This is a genomic window from Croceifilum oryzae (assembly GCF_030814315.1).
Taxonomy (GTDB): domain Bacteria; phylum Bacillota; class Bacilli; order Thermoactinomycetales; family Thermoactinomycetaceae; genus Baia; species Baia oryzae.
Window position 1 is genome coordinate 1 of record NZ_JAUSUV010000004.1, and the last position, 17,442, is coordinate 17,442.

A 17,442-nucleotide genomic window follows, 5' to 3' on the forward strand; every position below is an offset into this window, starting at 1 on the left:
AACCGTCTTCTTTGCATAAAAAATCTCCTCCACTGTATATAACTCATTCTACAGGATAAAGGAGATTACTCAAATTTAATTTGGGGGCTAAATAGACATGTCAAACCGGTATTAGATGATCTGTCAGGCATTACGAATATAAATTTAGATATAGAAGATTATAGAAGTGGATTTAAAGGTAGACCCAGTTTTAGAGATGTTGTTGCTTTTAATTTTCAACCACAGAACGTAGTTGCCAATCCTGATGTACTTTTTTACAAGGCTGATACATACCATCATCGTGAAAAATTACGCTCCATATTTCCCTATGTTCTAAATGCTTTAACCCCGGAGATCTTGTTGAAACAACACCAACTGAAGGATCTTAGGATGAAGTTCAAGCGTAAAAAAAACGAATTAGAAGCTGTACAACACATATCATTGCGGTGGTTAGCAGAATTACAAACTAGGGTTTCTGAAGCTAGAGAACTAGGATTGGTTCGAGATGCAGTTTCTGATGACAAAGAAGTATTAATTGATATACTTAAGGAATTGGTGAAATCAAATGTATCAGAGATTAATATTTCTGAACAGACTGTTGGAGAGGCTATGGAAGAGCACGAAGAGTTACGCCAAAAATCAAAGAAAGTATTAACAGATATAATGAAACTTAGAGACAGGAAAAATAAGATTTTAAACATTAAACATATATCAAATCAGTACAAGAATGGCTTGATAGTACAGCGTGATCGCTTGAACTTATCTACTTGGTTGAGTAAGAAATTCAATGATAAAAATGATTGTCCAGTTTGTGGTTCCGATTATGGAAAAGCTAATCAACAATTGAGTACTTTGACTCATGCTTTAGAAAATATTCAAAATGAAGAAACGACATTACCTCACCCTTCACTGGATAGAGAGTTAGATGAAGTAGAGAAAAAGTTAGTGCAGGCTATTGAGAGACAACAGGCACTAAAAATAAGAATCAGGTCTTTAGAAGAGAGATCTGAAGAGGTGAAAAAATTACAATATGATGCTCTCAAAGCGTCGAGATTTATAGGTAAGATTGATGAGTCCTTGCGAATGTATGAGAATTTGGGTGTGGACAGAGCTTTGCAAAATGAAATTGATGATTTAAAGAGATTGATAATTGAGTTAGAGTTAGTAGTCGATGAAGAAGGCATTAGAAGAAAAGAGAAAAGAATGATCGCACAGCTTTCAGAATATACTTCTAGATTGCTACCTAAACTTGATGTGGAGCACCCTGAAGAAAAAGTTGAGCTTTCTATTGAAGAGTTATCCATACGAGTGAAAGAAACGTCGGGTAATAAATATTATCTCTGGGAGATTGGTAGTGGTTCGGACTGGTTGTCTTACCATGTAGCTGTTACACTAGCCCTGCATCAATTGTTTATAGACAGGGTAGATAATCCTGTACCGTCATTCATTGTCTATGATCAACCTAGTCAAGTTTATTTTCCACAAAGACTTGTTGATAGATCGTATGGAAAAGAAGAGGAAGATCCTACTTTTAGTGATGAAGATATTGATGCTGTGAAAAAGATTTTTAATACAGTTTCTCATGCTGTTGAAATTACAAACGGAAATTTGCAAGTTATTATTCTTGATCATGCTTCGGAAGAGATTTGGATTGATCTCAAACATGTTTATAAGGTGAATGATGAGGAATGGAGAAACGGGAAGAAACTTATACCTGACGATTGGATAATATAGCTATCGTATGTTACTAGTAGTCGAAGTGATCGAAAAAGCTCATAAAGTGGAATTTCACGATAAAGTACTTAGGCCAATGGAACTACTTACAGTTACGACGATTGCGAAGGATTTCGGTATGGTCTGCAATTGAGTTCAACCGACTGCTACAGTTATATAGGATTTAGCATAGACAGGGTGGTAAGTGGCACTTGTATAGTCTGTCCGATAATAAGGGATATGTAATTACCTGACCTATGAACAAGGTAATACGTTGATGAGATGTACACAGTTAGGGAGATCATTTCTGTACGAGTTTTTGAAGGAGCAAGAGGTACTTCCAGCATGTTGGTGTGGAATAGAAAAGGGGTGATTTATCGAGATCATCTCTTTCTTCGTTTCTCCAAAAGCCCCCTTCTGGTAGGGTTGCGACTAAGTGGTTACAAACTGCCTAGAAGGATATACATATCAAATTCATTTACTTCTTCAAATTTAGAGAGTCAATATCTTGTTCGATTTCATCAAATTCCATTTCGCATTCAATGAGATTCATAACATCAGATGTAGCAATAAGGAGTATGTTTATATTAGTAAAGAATCCGTTCGACGGATTAATTTCGGTGTCTTCTGGAGTTAGTGTAATTAGAGTTGAGTCCCCATCTAAGGGACTAGATTGGATTTTCCTACCCAAGAATATGTAGCCCTCTTCATCTTCCTCAACAATGTAGAAAGAAATATACATAAAGAGTTTGGCATCCCATATTAGATCATTAAGTCGTCCCGAAATGTACTCTGAGTAATCATAGTAACTATTAACATAAACTGTATCTATTTCTGATATAACATCACTAGATATCTTTATACATTCTGCATCTTTTTTGATTAAAAACTCCAGACTTCTTCCTGTCTTCATATTGCTATAAATAGATACCAGAGCAGTCTGGAAATTATTCAAGGATTTCAATAATTGTCGATATGCAGATGTTCGCTGTTTTAGAACTTCATCTCGTAGTGATGACTTTGCTTGAAACCGCATAGCCTCTGTATTCATTTCTTGAATCCTAAGTTGTAGTAGTTGATTCTCCTGATTCATCTTGAGTGCCATACGTTGAGTTTGTGTATTCATAGCAACCGTTACCCCGATAGTACCGACCAGCACGATAATGCTTACTATTCCTGTGACAACTCCAGCATCTAACTCTGAGCTATGTTCGAACCATTTTGGGTAATACCATAATGCGAATGAAATCAGTGATACAAGTACTATAACTATCAGAATACCTAACAACATACCTATGAGTGTCCATTTTATCCATTTCATATTTACGTATTATCCTCTCAATACACTAATATACGAATTTAATACCCAATCACGAAATTTTTACTCTTCTTTTTATGTACAAGAAATGTCCCTCATTTCGTCATCTATACGCTAATAGAAGTGACAACAGTTATGTCAATAGAACGTGGGAGGGGCTAGCTTATATGGAAGATAAAACCATTCATCCGAACGACAAAGCCGAAGCCATGGCGAGTGAAAACTATGAAATTTACAAGAGAGAGGTAATCCGTCTAGTCTTTCCTCGTATCTTCCGAGAATCCAACGAAGCTAATACGAAAGCCAAGCTCGCAGCAGGTGCGAAAAAGGTAGGACGACTCCCAGAGATCAGGGATGTTGTAGCATTCTATTTCTATCTTCTGTCATACGTTAATGGACAGGCTTATAAGGAGAGTGGGGAACCTAATGAGAAGTATGGGGCATGTTTCGTAAGTTATAAGAGGATCGCCGAGGATCTATGTATGGCGAAGGATCGAATTAAGTACCTTGCGGATGTACTGGAAGCGAATGGTCTGATAATTAGATCTGTTCACTATTACGAGGGTACGAAGAGGTATAAATTGTATTATCCGAGTTGGGGTCCGAGAGTTAGCGATGACGGGTATTTAGTTAGTCCTGATGGAGAGAAGATAGTACCCGATCCATCCGTTTATCTCCCTAGGAGGGATTAACGGTTATCCTTCCTGTAGGGTGTGTAAAAAGAGCAAGTATAAAAAGACTAAATATAAAAAGAGCAACAAGTAATTACACATGCAAGTTCACATGTGTAGATTTTAAATTATGTTCCGTTGTTAAGAAGGTATAGATGAAAAAACATGAAAAATAATTTTACTTTCTATGTCCTCTTTTTGATACCCCGTGCGCTTAGAGAATTATATTACGTTAGGCACAAACCAAAACAGAAGAGGATGATTCTTTTATGAACGACAACAACATCAACAACCAGCTAGTATTTATCGAGAACGAGAAGGTAGTGACGGATTCTCTTATGGTGGCCGAAGTGTTTGGTAAACAACACGGGCATGTCCTTCGTGATATTGAAGGTCTTGAATGTAGTTCGATTTTTACTCAGTCCAACTTTGGACCGAGTGAATATAAAGATTCCACAGGACGTTCACTAAAAAAATATCACCTTACAAAAGACGGACTTGTATTCCTAGTAATGGGCTACCGTGGGGCGAAGGCAGCCGAAATGAAGGAACGATATATCGAAGAATTTAATCGGATGGAAGAGTACATAAGAAACGGAACTTTCTCGATTCCATCCACGTTTCACGAAGCTTTGCGACTTGCTGCCGATCTGGAGCAAAATCGTACGTTGTTACAAGCTACGTTAACCGAACAAGCTCCGAAGGTGGAATTCCATGACAAGGTTCTTAGATCAAAGGAACTACTGACGGTTACTACGATTGCGAAGGACTTTGGTATGTCTGCAATCGAATTCAATCGATTGTTACACTTACATGGAATCCAATACAAACAAGGCAACAAGTGGCACTTGTACGATAGATATGCGGATAAGGGATATGTAGATTACGTGACCTATGAACAAGGAAATACGTTGATGCGGTGGACACAGGCAGGGCGGTTGTTTTTATACGAGTTTTTGAAGGAGCAGAAGATACTTTCAGCTTGTTAGAAAATAATGCATAGGAAAAGGTAGCTAATTCCGGCTGCCTTTTCTAGTGATTTATAAATGGTATTCTAGATAGAAACTGATGGTGGATCTTCGTCATCTCCACATTATGGGGTGATTGAAAAACGGAAAACTTTGCCTACTATCGATGATGCCAATTCATAAGGAACTCGTTTCTATTCATTTTTCTGTTGACGAATTGTGAACAAATGAAATATATTTCTATTGTATTATAAAAAATATATATTTATCTAATAAAAGGAGAGTATACCTAGGATGAGAAAGAAGAAACGAATGTTTCTCCGTAGAATGTTATTAATGGTTCTATCTTTTTTCATATTCTTCGGAACAGCATTCCCTACTTCCACACATGCGGCTGACTTTGCGAATACGACATACAAGACCGCCGAGTGGGTTTTTTTATCTGCTTACATGAGTGTAAAAGATTCATGGAATAAGATGACAGACGGGTGGACAGTAGCAACAGAGAAGAGTAACGGAAGCAAGGAACTAACTGAGAATAAGCAAAGCCTTCCGGTGAAGGAGACGATTCCTAAAGGAAAAAAGGTGAACGACCCTAAGAGGGTGAAGGAACTAGTCGAACAACGGAAGATCAATGCTAAATTCTATGAGCTTTCAGACGGTCGAATTGAGGCAGAAATAAGCTCAGATCCTGTTCACTATCGAGATTCAGATGGAAAATTACAAGATATCCAAAACGACATCTCGAAAGCGAAGCAAAAGGGATATGTGTATAGTAACGAAAAAAATCAATTTAAAACACATTTTAGTGATCGAGCAAACGAATTAGTTAAGATTACGAGTGGAAAGCATGCTATCTCGATGGGATTAAAGAATCCAGATAAATCGAAGGTTGCGCCTACGGTAAAAGGAAACATGATCTCGTTTCCAGATGTATGGAATAAAAGCAAAATCGAGTATCAGACGGAAAATAGCAAAGTAAAAGAAAGAATTGTTTTGAATGAAAAGCCAGAGAGTAACGTATTTGACTTTGTACTAGAAATGGGCGATTTAGAACCAAAGCTACAATCAGATGGCTCTGTTTTATTTGTAGATAAAGGAGATGTCGGAGTTTTCAAGATCCCGAAGCCATTTATGTACGATAGTAAGAAAGAGGAAGATTCTCCTTATGGCTATGCATGGAGCCATGATGTAAAACAAGAGATTGTACAAGTAGATGGTAAAAATATTTTACGTGTGACTGCTAATAAAGAGTGGCTCAATGATGAAAAAAGGGTGATGCCCCTTACCATCGATCCCACATTAGAAATACAGCCAACGCCAGGTAATGGGGCACAAAGCAGTAAAGATACCATGATTAACAGTTCCTCACCTACTACAAACTATAACGACAACTGGAGACTATCCGTAGGAGCAGATTCGTCGCAAACTTCACGCTCTCTTGTAAAGTTTGATACTTCTGTCATCCCTTCGGGCAGTAAAGTAGATTTCGCACAGGTGCAATTATATTACGACCAAAATTTCTGTTCCGGTTGTAAGGACACCGATCAAGATGTCACATTCAGCCTCCACCGAGTCCTGCAAGACTGGAATCCATCCGAGGCTACTTGGAAAGAAGCGAAAAAAGGGGAGGCATGGAAGACACCAGGTGGAACCTTTCGATCCGACGTGGAAGCAAGTACCTATGTAATAGACAATACAGATAGCACGGGTATCACGAAGAACGGTACATGGAACTTATCTTCCAATGTATCGGGCGGAGTGAATGGTAGTTATCATGCGGCACAGCCGAATGATAAGAGTGCGACGAACACCTTTACATGGAAGCCATATCTCAATGAGAGTGGAACATACAACGTTGCCGCATCCAATGTAAAAGCATCCGACCGTGCTACTTCTGCTCCGTATAATATTACGCACAATGGAGGAACATCCAAGGTCTATCTCAATCAGCGGACCGCGAATACGGGTTATCAATGGCTGGGACAATTTCGGTTTGCCACCGGGGATAGCCACAGCATTACGCTTTCCAACTACGATTCCAATAAAAAAGTAGATGGAGCCGTCATTGCCGATGCTATCCGTTTTACTAAGGTAGCCGAAGTGGATAAATCCGCTAACGTGAACAATCGATGGCATGATTATACCGCGCGAGACCTAGTTCAATCATGGGTGGATGGGAGCCAAGAAAACTATGGAGTCCTTATCAAAGCCAAGGATGAATCAAAAAAGGTAGGCGGAATTAGGTATACCGCCAGTCAAAACTTTGATGAAAATTCCATTCGACCGAAGCTAAAAGTCGTGTATGGAAAACCTTCTGTACTCCTTGCAGAACCAACTAAAATCTATGCCAACGGTGCAGAGTTGAAGTGGACGAAGTATATCCGTACTGATTTTGTGGAGTATCAGATCCACCGAAGTACCAATCAGAGCTTTACACCAGATGAGACTACGCTGGTCGCACCGATTCCGAACCAAAATACACTTACCTTCACCGATACCACAGCTACGCCAACCCCTGCTTATAGCAGTGATCCATTTGGACGAGCCTATTTCTATCAAATAGCGGTGAAAACAGTAGATGGAACCATCGTTCCTTCTACCACTCAGCTTGTGCGACTACCTAAGTCGGGTATGGCGATTCAAATCTTGCAAAATGCCATCGATACGACGATTTCGAGTGAGCATAAGAGTACAAGCTTTAACTACTTAGACGAAAAGGGGAACCCATGGGCATCCGTCGGAAATAACAGCGCGACCTTCGGAAACACCCGCTCCCTCTATAAATTTGATCTCTCTTCCATTCCGAACACAGCAAAAGTAGTGGACGCAGACTTTAGTCTGTGGAGCTGGCAACGAGATAGCGTGGGAAGCAAACATGCAACCTATAATGCTCATTACCTATGGAAGGATTTCGAATCCGTTCCCAAAACGACGTGGAACAGTCACAATGATGCCTTTCACCACTCTGTTTTGGACTATGTGACCAACGTCACCAATGATCCTAAGTGGCTTAACTGGGATGTAACGACCGCCGCGGAAAGGTGGGTCAAAGACGGATCATCCAACCGTGGTCTCATGATCCGTCATAGTGACGAAGGAAGCAAAACAGCCAAAGAGAAACTACTCACGGTGAGTAGTGAGATGACCCTCGCGCCACAGCTGAAACCGAAGCTAAAAGTTGTCTATATCGATAAGAAAGCCGCCAATTCATACTACTCGCCGAAAACACCTACCACGATGAAGGCAGGCGAAACGTATCCCGTGGAGATGACCCTCTCCAATCCAACGGATACAGCATGGAGTGGCAGCACCGATTCACTCGGTTGTCATTGGGCGCTCCCTAACGGAACGGATCGTACGACCGAAGATAACTGTGTTGGAGCTGAATTTAAACCGATTGATGCAGAAGGCAATGAATCCGTTGCTACAGTCAATATTCCGCCCGGTGATACGATTACCGTTCGAGGGAGAGTCAAAGCCCCAGCAATCAGCCAGCCAAATAAACTGCGTGAAGGCTTAATCCTCCAATGGGATTTGAAGCTGAACGGAACGTGGTTATCGAAGAGTAAAGATCCCATCCCCACCTTGAATCAATTCGTTATGGTGGAAGATCCAAATGGTGGGAAGGACTTGGGAGTAGACCAAAACCACGCTTCCACGGATGGGAAAACCAGTGGGACGGGGATTAACCTCTATCGTGGGAATGCCAGCTTCTCCTATGCCGCTTTTGAAAACCCATCTCGTGGGGACTTCTCTACTTCTGTCAATCTAACTTACAACAGCTTGGACACAAGTGATTCGCCTATTGGTGTGGGCTGGTCGCTGGATACATCCAGCTTTGTCAGGCTCGGCGCATCTTTAGGAGATCAGGTTTATACAGATAAACAGGATAAAATCACACGGGGTTCTATGGATTTAATGGATAGCGATGGAACGAACCACACCTTTACATGGGATGAGAAAGCGAAAGAATTCAAATCTCAACCGGGGGACGAGCTTTATCTCCAATACTTAAGTGGTGGTGCGAGTAGTCGGAAGTGGATTGTCACAGAGCCAGATCGTACCCAGTACTACTTCGATGACAAGGGCTACCTTGTAGAAGCAACCGATCAGAATGGAAACAATCTTCGGTACACATACGAAGAGAAGAGCGTGAATAACAAGCCCATCAAGTTGCTACGTTATGTAACCGACTCACAGAACCGTCAAACCCTCACCATCGAGTACAATGACAATCACAAAGTATCGAAAATCAAGGCTCTACAACCAACGGCAACCGAGACCCCACAGCGAGTTATTGAATTCACATATGACGCATCCAATCGCTTAACGAAGTTTGTGGACGGTGTAGGGACCAACATTGCGAAGACATACGAATTCGTATATGACTTGCTTTCGACCAATGTCATTAATCAGATCAAAGACCCACGTGGAAACGTCACGAAGATTGACTACTATACGGACGGTGACAATAAGCATCGGGTTAGTAAGATGAGCAACAAAAAAGATGAAGTCATGCTCTATACCTATAATGATAAAGAGCGAACTGAAACCGACCTCAAAGGGAACTCAACCAAGTATCTCATGGATGATAAAGGAGATCCGGTTAAGGTTACGGATGCCAAAGGGAACGTAACCGAGTTCAAGTACGATCAGAACCATAACATGACGTGGAAAAAAGATCCAAATGGTGGGATTACCACATGGACATACGACGAATTAGGTAATGTCCTCACCACGACTGATCCGGTGAACAATGCGATCTCAGATGAATCCAAACGGAAGTCGACTCGCTATGACTATCAATATTCGCTCAACAAACACGTAGCGGAGTTGATTAAAACCACTACTCCAGAAGGCCGCTTTACCAAGACCACCTATGACGAGGTGGGAAATGTAGTATCGGTGGAGGATACCGAAGGGAATAAAACCACTACTGCTTACCACGGGAATAGCGGACTCGTAAAGAGTGTCACCGATTCAAATGGCAAAGTCACTACCTATGGTGATCCGAGCGCAACCGACTTTGGCTATGATGCCAACGGGGAAGCCAAGAAGGAAACCGATGCTCTAGGAAACACAACGGTTACCCAATATGATGACTTCGGCAACGTCATCAAGGTGACCGACCCCAAAGGGAGTATCGCCACCTTTACTTTCGATGTCTTTGGCCGACCACTTGAATCCAAGATGTCGAAAGACCAAGCAAAGGGTGAATTTATCACTACCCCCGCTCCGATCTATGATGCCAATGATAATGTAGTCGAGAAACTCTCCCCTACTGGAGCAAAATTCGTTTACAAGTATGATGAGTACGACCGCTTAGTAGAGGAAATCGAGCCGAAAGATCATCCGAGTGATCCAGAGAGGAAAACCACCTACTTCTATGATGAATTAGGAAATCTCATCAAGGAAGTAGAACCGAAAGGCAATCTCACCGATGATCCGAATGATTACACTACGACTCATACGTACAACGAACTAAATCAACTCATCGCCGTCACTAACAGCCAAGGGCATAAGATTACGTACGAATACGACAAGATCGGGAACCAGACCAAAGTCACGCAGCCAAAAGGAAACCAGACCGCGGACAATCCTAACGATTACGTCGTCACAACTATGTATGATTTAAACAACCGACCGATTAAAGTGACCGATGCAGATGGAAAATCCATCGAGACTGTTTACGATGCCGACGGCAAAACGGTTCAAACCAAGGATAAAGAGGGCAATGTCCATAAAGTCTCGTACAACATCCGCGGGCTTGTAGCAGAGGAACAATCCCCACAAAAAGCAGGTGTGACGAGAACGACCCGTTATACCTACGATAAGATGGGCAATGTGATCCAAGTCGATCCACCGCGTGGAACTGCTACGCCATACGCAGACGATTTTGTACAAAAGAAGACGTATGACGATCTCGGCCGAGTAAAAGAAGTCATCTTCCCACGTGATCCCAATAGCTCAAACCCGCGCTTCAAGGAAGAGCAGAGGATTATGTACAAGTATGATTCCGTGGGCAACGTCATTGAAGTTAGTACGCCGCCTTCCGAAGGACAAACGGAGCGTAACATCTCTACATTCACGTATTTTGACAATGGTTTACTTAAAACCGTTACCGACGTATGGGGTGTCACAACGAAGTACGACTATAACCAGATCGGGAATCAGGTCGAGCGTATCGTAACCAGCTCTGATGGAAAAGTTGAGCGAAAGATGACGTGGGACTACTTCCCAGATGGCAAGCTGAAAAGGAATGTGGACGAAGGGCTACAGAACAAAGGCAGTTCCATAGATGCCGAGCGAAAACAGTTTGAGTACTCCTACGATATCAATGACAACATCATTTCTATGAAGGACTCTAGTAGTAACAAGAAGGTGGATGAATACCGTACCTCTTACACTCCTCTGAATCAAGTGAAGGAAGTACAAGAAGTCGTGGACGGCATCGTGAAACGAAGTATCCAGTATGATTACGATGTCCACGGTAACTTGCTTAAGCAGGAGTATTCGAATAGCATCTCGGAATACAGTTACAATGGCTTGGATCAAGTCACACAGTTCTCACAAAAGAAATCGGCTCAGGATAACAAACCTCAAGTGTACGGTTTTCAATATACTGTGAGCGGAAAAACCAAACAAGAAACAAAGCCAAACGGAATCGTAACCGATTATCAATACAATCCAGACGGATCTGTCGCGCAATGGGAATCCAAGAAAACAAACGGAACTTCCCTGCAAAAACATGTTTATGAATACGACTTGCATGGAAATCCCGTCAAAGATATTTATGCGGGTCTCGATGCGAACAACAAGCCAATCAACAACACATACGCGTACACATACGACCCGCGAGATCGTCTAGTCCGCTATGATAAATCGGGAACTCAATCTTCCACAGAAGAATATGTCCTCGACGCAAATAGCAATCTATTGCAAAAAACAAGAGACGGAGTACTTTCTACCTTTAAATACGATAAAAACCGTCTCATTGAGGAAACGGAAGCAGGGCTTACATCGAAGTACATCTATGATGCCATGGGTCGAATCGATAAAATCACCACGGGTGGTAAGGATAAAGAAACCTTTGCCTATGACCAATTTGATCGAACCATCGAGCATACGAAGCTGGACAAAGATAATGTTACGACTATTAAGTCCCGTTTCACCTATGATCCACTTGATCGTACTACATCAAAAGTAGAGAAGGCGGGTACGGCGAACGAGAAAACCACCGCTTTTAACTATCTAGGCAATACCGATCAAGTACTCTCTGAAGAAGTGGCAGGCAAGGTTACCCAGTCCTATTCATACTCTGCATGGGGCCAACGACTAACCATGCTGAAGGAAGATACGAAAGAACTTTCCTACTTCGAATCAGGCAACAACGGTGTCGAGATGCTGACGGATGAGAAAGGAAATATCCGTGCCACTTATGGTTTTACCCCATATGGGGAAGACGATAAAGACATGTTTACGGGTGTCGATAAACCTGACCCAACGAAACCTAATCAAGATGCGTACAACTCGTATCGCTATGAAGGCAAGCGTTGGGACTCGAATACACAGTCTTACGATCTCGGATTCCGTGACTACCGACCCGGAGAAGGACGATTCCTAACCAGCGATTCTTACAACGATGCAGGTGCTCATCTCGCCCTCATGATGGATACTGGAAACTACAACCTATACGGTTACACGGGTGGAAATCCGATTTCCAATAGCGATCCAGATGGTCACGCATGGTGGAATAATTGGAATGATTTCAAAGCAGGTGTTTCATCTGCCGCCTCTGCCGTCGTATCCACCGTATCTACCTACGCTCAGAAGGCATATACTGCGGTCAAAGAGGTAGCGAAGAGTGCTTATAATGCAGGGAAAAAATTCGTCAAAAAGGTAGTCGCTCCGATTAAACGAGCCATCAAAAAGGTCTACAACAAGGTAAAAAAAGCCGTCAAGAAAGTTGTGAGCTACACTAAGAAGGCGGTGAAGAAGGCCAAGAGTGCCATTAAGTCTGTCACCAAGCCCAAACCCAAATCGGCTACCAGTAGTAAGCCTTCGTCTTGGGTGTCTGCTTTACGAGAAACCGCTTCATGGGTAGTAGCCGAAACCCCGATTTTAAGTAGTGTCAATGATGCTGTAGTTCTCATTGCAGGGCATGATTTCATTACGGGTGAAGATGTTCCACGTCTTTACGGAGCGATTGGTCTTTTCTCTCCGATTAGCTCTAAAGAAGCAAGACTGGGTGGAAAGATGGTTGAAGCTGCTTCCGATCAGATTGGTGGTATGTATAGAAGAGCCGCAAATACAGGGGCATTTGCTGGTCTTGCAGAACCTATGCAGAAAAAGAATGTTATGAAAGTTGCTAAAGAAGCAGGTATTGGCTTAGATGGCATCAAAGTAAAAATTGTAAGAGATTCAAGCTTAATAAATAGAGGAGTGTTCGGGTGGGCTAATCCGAATGGAAAGGAAATCCAATTGTATCCATTAGCGTTTTCTGATAAAGAAAATTTGATTAAAACTTTAGGGCATGAAAGAATGCATATATATCAAGCCCGAGTTTTTGGAGAGGCAAAAGATCAGAAAATGTTAATGGATTTTGAGAAAGCTGCCTATGGTTCAGAAGATATGTGGTGGAACTATGCGAGAAAGAAGAGATGATTTTTATGTTACCTCGAGGTTGGAAAAAACTGTTGTTAAATCTACAAAATAAGGAACAGGTATTATGTCCTAATTGCTGTTCTTCAAAGGTTGAATATATTTATGTTGGTGATCTTAAAAAGAGAGTTGGTTTCCAACTGGTTTGGTGTAATTCTTGTAAGCAAGGTATTCGGCTCTCTCGTGTTTTAATTCCTAATGATGAAGATATGTTATCGTTCGATGATGAAGATGAATTTTCAAAGAGAGTTCCGGAATTTAAGGTTTTAAATTAATATCGTAAAGCTCCTTGCATTTTATTCAATGTAAGGGGCTTTATTTTTTCAGATGGGAATTAACAAATCCATCGAGGATATTCAAGTCGGCGATAAAGTCTTGTCCAAAGATGATAAGACTGGGAAAATGGAATATAAGAAAGTAACTCAACTCTTTAAGCGTGAAGTGGACAAGATTTATACGGTTCATGTTGGTAAAGAAAAAATTGAAACTACAGCCGAGCATCCATTTTGGGTGATAGGTAAGGGTTGGATGAAAGCTGGTGACCTTCAAGCAGGAGATTTACTAGAAGACGAGAATGGACTAGGTATTCCTGTTGAGAAGGTAACTGTGAAGGAAGAACGAACCACCGTCTCCAACTAGGGGATTTAAGCCAACAGATTTATGATCGTTACAGTCAGAAGGAAGAGAATCCTTGGCATATATATACTGCACCCGATAAATTTCAATATCGGCTACAATCCAATCAATCTCTATTCTTTATTGGCTCGTTTATTAGCATTGTCTTTTTTATGGCTGCTGTTAGTTTCATCTATTTTCGAGTTTTTGTGTATATCCAATCAGACAGAGATCAATATCGCAAATTAATCAAAATCGGACTTAAGCGGAGTGAGATCAAAAAAATTGTTACACAACAACTGATTTTACTATTTTTCTTACCGTTTGTGGTGGCTTCGTCACATGCTCTGGTCATACTATCTACATGGAACCAAATAGAAATAAAAGCTACCCAGTTAACTCAATCACTCCAAGTAATATCCATCTTTTTGATGATTCAGTCGATCTATTTTTTATGGATTCGTTCGAAGTATATTCGGTCTATTTTTCATGTATAGAGTCCTCTTACTCCTAAATTATTTGGATAGCTTCTTTGGTTTTGGTGTTAAGCCCTCTTGTACCAAACAAATATATAGTGTTTACATTTTTTTCTATCTATATGGCCGTTTTTGGACTTATCTCGGACTTACCCCATTATTTACTGTAATCTATCAACTGCTTTTCTCTCTTTAAAATTATTAACTCGAGAAATCTTACATTTATGTAAGCTAAATTGTAAGCTAAAACAATTTGTGTGTAGGATCTCACCTGCTAAACTAATCCCATAACCTGATAGCAGAGAGGGATTACAGCAAATGGATATGTTGCAAGTAGAACATCTAACGAAATTTTATACTGGAAAAGTTACGCATAAAGCTCTATCCGATATCAATCTAACCATTGAAAAAGGAGAATTTGTCGGGATCATGGGGCCATCGGGGAGCGGGAAGACCACTCTGCTTAACATGGTATCCACAATCGATACCCCAACATCGGGTGAGATCTATATTAATGGAAAGCAACCGCTTCGCTTAAAGAAAAGTGATCTTTCTATCTTTCGTCGACGTGAATTAGGATTTGTCTTCCAAGACTTTAATCTATTAGACACCTTAACGATTGCCGAAAATATTGTCTTACCTCTTACCTTAGATAAAAAAAGCATCCGAGAAATGGATCAAAAGCTACAGGAAGTAGCGGAAAAGTTAGGCATTACTGAGATATTAAAGAAACGGACCTATGAGGTGTCCGGAGGTCAAAAGCAACGAGCAGCCATTGCCCGTGCCATCATTCACTCTCCATCGCTATTACTAGCCGATGAACCCACCGGAAATCTAGATTCGAAGTCAGCTCGTACGGTGATGGAGATGATGGAGTCAATCAATCAAGAGGATCAAACGACTACCATGCTCGTTACCCATGATGCACAAGCGGCTAGTTATTGCCATCGCGTCGTTTTCATTAAAGACGGGCAGCTCGTTAACCAAATTTATAAAGGGGAGAATCGACAAACTTTTTTCCAAGAAATCATTGATATGTTGTCGTTGCTAGGGGGAAATGCACATGAACTTTCGTCAATTCGCGTTTAATAATGTCAAACGAAACCTACGTGCATACTCCGCGTACTTTCTAAGCAGTGCTTTTGCAGTGATGATCTTCTTCACTTACGCGATGTTTATCTTTCATCCTGAGTTAGAGAAGCTCATACCCGGACCCACAACAAAAGATACCATGAAAGTCGCTGAATATATGATTTTTATCGTGGCATTTCTGTTCGTGCTTTATTCGATCAGTGCCTTTTTAAAAGCACGGAAGAAAGAATTTGGCATACTTACGATACATGGTGCCAAAGGTAGTCAGATCAATACTCTGATTATATTGGAGAATATGATCATTGGCGTAGCAGCTATTTTAACAGGAATGGGTAGTGGCGCTTTACTTGCCAAAGGCTTTTTTATTCTAGCTGCAAGCATGTTGGAGATGAAAGAGCAACTCCCACTCTATCCACCATGGGAAGCGATAGGGCTCACAAGTGCTGCTTTCTTAGGACTATTTATTTTTATTTCCTTATTAACTCCATTTATGATGCGGAAAAAGAGAGTGTTAGAGTTGTTGCTTGGCTCTAATCAACACAAATCTGAGCCAACTACCTCTATTTTCTTATCACTATTATCGATCTTTTGTTTCATCTGTGTAATTTGGTTCATGAAGCAAGATGTGAATCGATTAAACATGATTATTATTATGCTACTCGGATTAATCGGAACCTACTTCTTCTTTTCACAGCTAAGTGTGTTCTTGGTTCGACTACTAAAGAAAAATCGTCGCTTCTTCTGGCGGAAAATCAATCTAATCTGGCTGTCTGAAATGGCATATAAGATGAAAGATAATGCTCGCATGTTTTTTATGGTTACCATTTTGATTACGATGGCTTGTAGCTTTTCCGGAATCGTCCTTGCTTTCCAACAACAAAGCGCAGAAAAGTTTACGGAAAATCCATTTGCATTTACGTACAACCCATCTGAAAAAGCCGGAGATAAATGGAAAGCCGAAGTTGGCAAGGTTGATCAAGAATTGGATCAAGTAGGTGTGAAGTTTGAAAAAATAATGATCAACAAAATCTATTTTAAATTCAAAGAAACAGAGACTTCAATCATGAAGGAATCTGACTACAATCAGTTGATGCGTGTACACAAATTAGAAAAAATAAAGAATCTCAAAGACAACGAAGCCATTATGGTCACTTCTCCTGATAACCAGATTGATGAACGGATCAAAGAGGAGATTGAAAGCCAACGAAAACTCAAACAACTAACTTTGAAAGAAAAAAATCATCTGCTTACTGTAGAGCAGAAGGAAAATATGCTTTTCGATGCTGGAATGCTCGTGGTTTCCGATGCTACTTATCAGCAATTAAAGCAAGTAGCCTTACAAGCAGATTCCAAGAAACAAGATCTCGAGATTTCCAGTATTAACTATTTCGTTCCAGACTGGCCTAGTGACCGTCTTCCTACTGCTAGTTCACTTGAAGTGAAAGTAGGTTCGAAATTGGATAAAGCGATTAACAGTGAAAATGAGTCTGGGGAATCTATTGGATTCCTACAAAGTCGAGGATCAGAGTATTTCGGATCAAAGCAAGCGACTCAAGTCTACATGTTTATTGGTATTTTTATCGCGGCTGTCTTCACTGTTTCCATCGCAAGCTTCCTATACTTCAAGTTTTATACTGACTTAAATCAGGATCAACGGATTTATAACAGATTATCCAAAATCGGTTTAACTGCCAAGGAAATGAACCGATCGTCGACGATCCAGATGGCCAGTCTGTTCTTTATCCCACTTATTGTAGCGGGACTACAGTCTTTGATTAGCTTGTCGATGTTGAATCATTCGTTAGGCTTTAACACTCTGTATACACCTGTACTTACAGCCATTGGCGCTTTTGTTGCCTTACAATTCATCCAGTTTTTGATCGTCAGATACCTGTACTTGCGTCAATTGAAACGAGTCATGGTATAACATTCTATAAAAAATGAAG

10 protein-coding genes are annotated in these 17,442 nt (G+C 40.9%); 9 read left to right on the forward strand and 1 reads right to left on the reverse strand.

Translation table 11 applies throughout. The features are described 5' to 3' along the window. The first annotated feature begins 369 nt into the window (after nucleotides 1–369). Complete coding sequence (locus J2Z48_RS04805; RefSeq protein WP_307251443.1) at nucleotides 370–1,713, forward strand: DUF3732 domain-containing protein; 1,344 nt, start codon at nucleotides 370–372, stop codon at nucleotides 1,711–1,713. A gap of 457 nt (nucleotides 1,714–2,170) precedes the next feature. Here the strand turns inward: J2Z48_RS04805 and J2Z48_RS04810 are convergent, their stop codons facing one another. Beyond that, nucleotides 2,171–3,013: a hypothetical protein gene (locus J2Z48_RS04810; protein WP_307251444.1), complete on the reverse strand. Its 843-nt coding sequence runs from the start codon at nucleotides 3,011–3,013 to the stop codon at nucleotides 2,171–2,173. A gap of 164 nt (nucleotides 3,014–3,177) precedes the next feature. Here J2Z48_RS04810 and J2Z48_RS04815 point away from each other — a divergent pair, with 164 nt between their 5' ends. The 8 genes from J2Z48_RS04815 to J2Z48_RS04850 all read left to right on the forward strand — a co-directional run bounded on the left by J2Z48_RS04815 (nucleotide 3,178) and on the right by J2Z48_RS04850 (nucleotide 17,423). Further along, nucleotides 3,178–3,702: a hypothetical protein gene (locus J2Z48_RS04815; protein WP_307251445.1), complete on the forward strand. Its 525-nt coding sequence runs from the start codon at nucleotides 3,178–3,180 to the stop codon at nucleotides 3,700–3,702. Between the two features lie 248 nt (nucleotides 3,703–3,950). Further along, nucleotides 3,951–4,670, forward strand: coding sequence for a Rha family transcriptional regulator (locus J2Z48_RS04820; RefSeq protein WP_307251446.1), 720 nt, complete (start codon nucleotides 3,951–3,953; stop codon nucleotides 4,668–4,670). Between the two features lie 273 nt (nucleotides 4,671–4,943). Next, nucleotides 4,944–13,316 (forward strand): DNRLRE domain-containing protein, encoded by an 8,373-nt coding sequence (locus J2Z48_RS04825; protein WP_307251447.1) that lies wholly within the window; start codon nucleotides 4,944–4,946, stop codon nucleotides 13,314–13,316. A 5-nt stretch (nucleotides 13,317–13,321) separates the two neighbouring features. Further along, nucleotides 13,322–13,588: a hypothetical protein gene (locus J2Z48_RS04830; RefSeq protein WP_307251449.1), complete on the forward strand. Its 267-nt coding sequence runs from the start codon at nucleotides 13,322–13,324 to the stop codon at nucleotides 13,586–13,588. Nucleotides 13,589–13,640: 52 nt separating this feature from the next. Next, on the forward strand, nucleotides 13,641–13,952 hold the full coding sequence (locus tag J2Z48_RS04835; protein WP_307251451.1) for a polymorphic toxin-type HINT domain-containing protein: 312 nt from the start codon (nucleotides 13,641–13,643) through the stop codon (nucleotides 13,950–13,952). Nucleotides 13,953–14,101: 149 nt separating this feature from the next. Beyond that, on the forward strand, nucleotides 14,102–14,425 hold the full coding sequence (locus tag J2Z48_RS04840; protein WP_307251452.1) for a hypothetical protein: 324 nt from the start codon (nucleotides 14,102–14,104) through the stop codon (nucleotides 14,423–14,425). 297 nt (nucleotides 14,426–14,722) lie between these two features. Beyond that, entirely contained in the window at nucleotides 14,723–15,493 is a 771-nt protein-coding gene (locus tag J2Z48_RS04845) for an ABC transporter ATP-binding protein (RefSeq protein ID WP_307251454.1), read from the forward strand. Beyond that, nucleotides 15,468–17,423 carry an FtsX-like permease family protein gene (locus J2Z48_RS04850; protein ID WP_307251455.1) on the forward strand — a complete coding sequence of 652 codons (1,956 nt, stop codon included), beginning with the start codon at nucleotides 15,468–15,470 and terminating at the stop codon, nucleotides 17,421–17,423. Before J2Z48_RS04845 ends, J2Z48_RS04850 begins: the two co-directional genes overlap by 26 nt. Nucleotides 17,424–17,442: the final 19 nt, after the last annotated feature.

Bases quoted from the DNA above. Each gene is read 5' to 3' on its own strand.
- J2Z48_RS04805 (WP_307251443.1), top strand. From the start codon at position 370: ATGAAGTTCAAGCGTAAAAAAAACGAATTAGAAGCTGTACAACACATA.
- J2Z48_RS04810 (WP_307251444.1), bottom strand. From the start codon at position 3,013: ATGAAATGGATAAAATGGACACTCATAGGTATGTTGTTAGGTATTCTG.
- J2Z48_RS04815 (WP_307251445.1), top strand. From the start codon at position 3,178: ATGGAAGATAAAACCATTCATCCGAACGACAAAGCCGAAGCCATGGCG.
- J2Z48_RS04820 (WP_307251446.1), top strand. From the start codon at position 3,951: ATGAACGACAACAACATCAACAACCAGCTAGTATTTATCGAGAACGAG.
- J2Z48_RS04825 (WP_307251447.1), top strand. From the start codon at position 4,944: ATGAGAAAGAAGAAACGAATGTTTCTCCGTAGAATGTTATTAATGGTT.
- J2Z48_RS04830 (WP_307251449.1), top strand. From the start codon at position 13,322: ATGTTACCTCGAGGTTGGAAAAAACTGTTGTTAAATCTACAAAATAAG.
- J2Z48_RS04835 (WP_307251451.1), top strand. From the start codon at position 13,641: ATGGGAATTAACAAATCCATCGAGGATATTCAAGTCGGCGATAAAGTC.
- J2Z48_RS04840 (WP_307251452.1), top strand. From the start codon at position 14,102: ATGGCTGCTGTTAGTTTCATCTATTTTCGAGTTTTTGTGTATATCCAA.
- J2Z48_RS04845 (WP_307251454.1), top strand. From the start codon at position 14,723: ATGGATATGTTGCAAGTAGAACATCTAACGAAATTTTATACTGGAAAA.
- J2Z48_RS04850 (WP_307251455.1), top strand. From the start codon at position 15,468: ATGAACTTTCGTCAATTCGCGTTTAATAATGTCAAACGAAACCTACGT.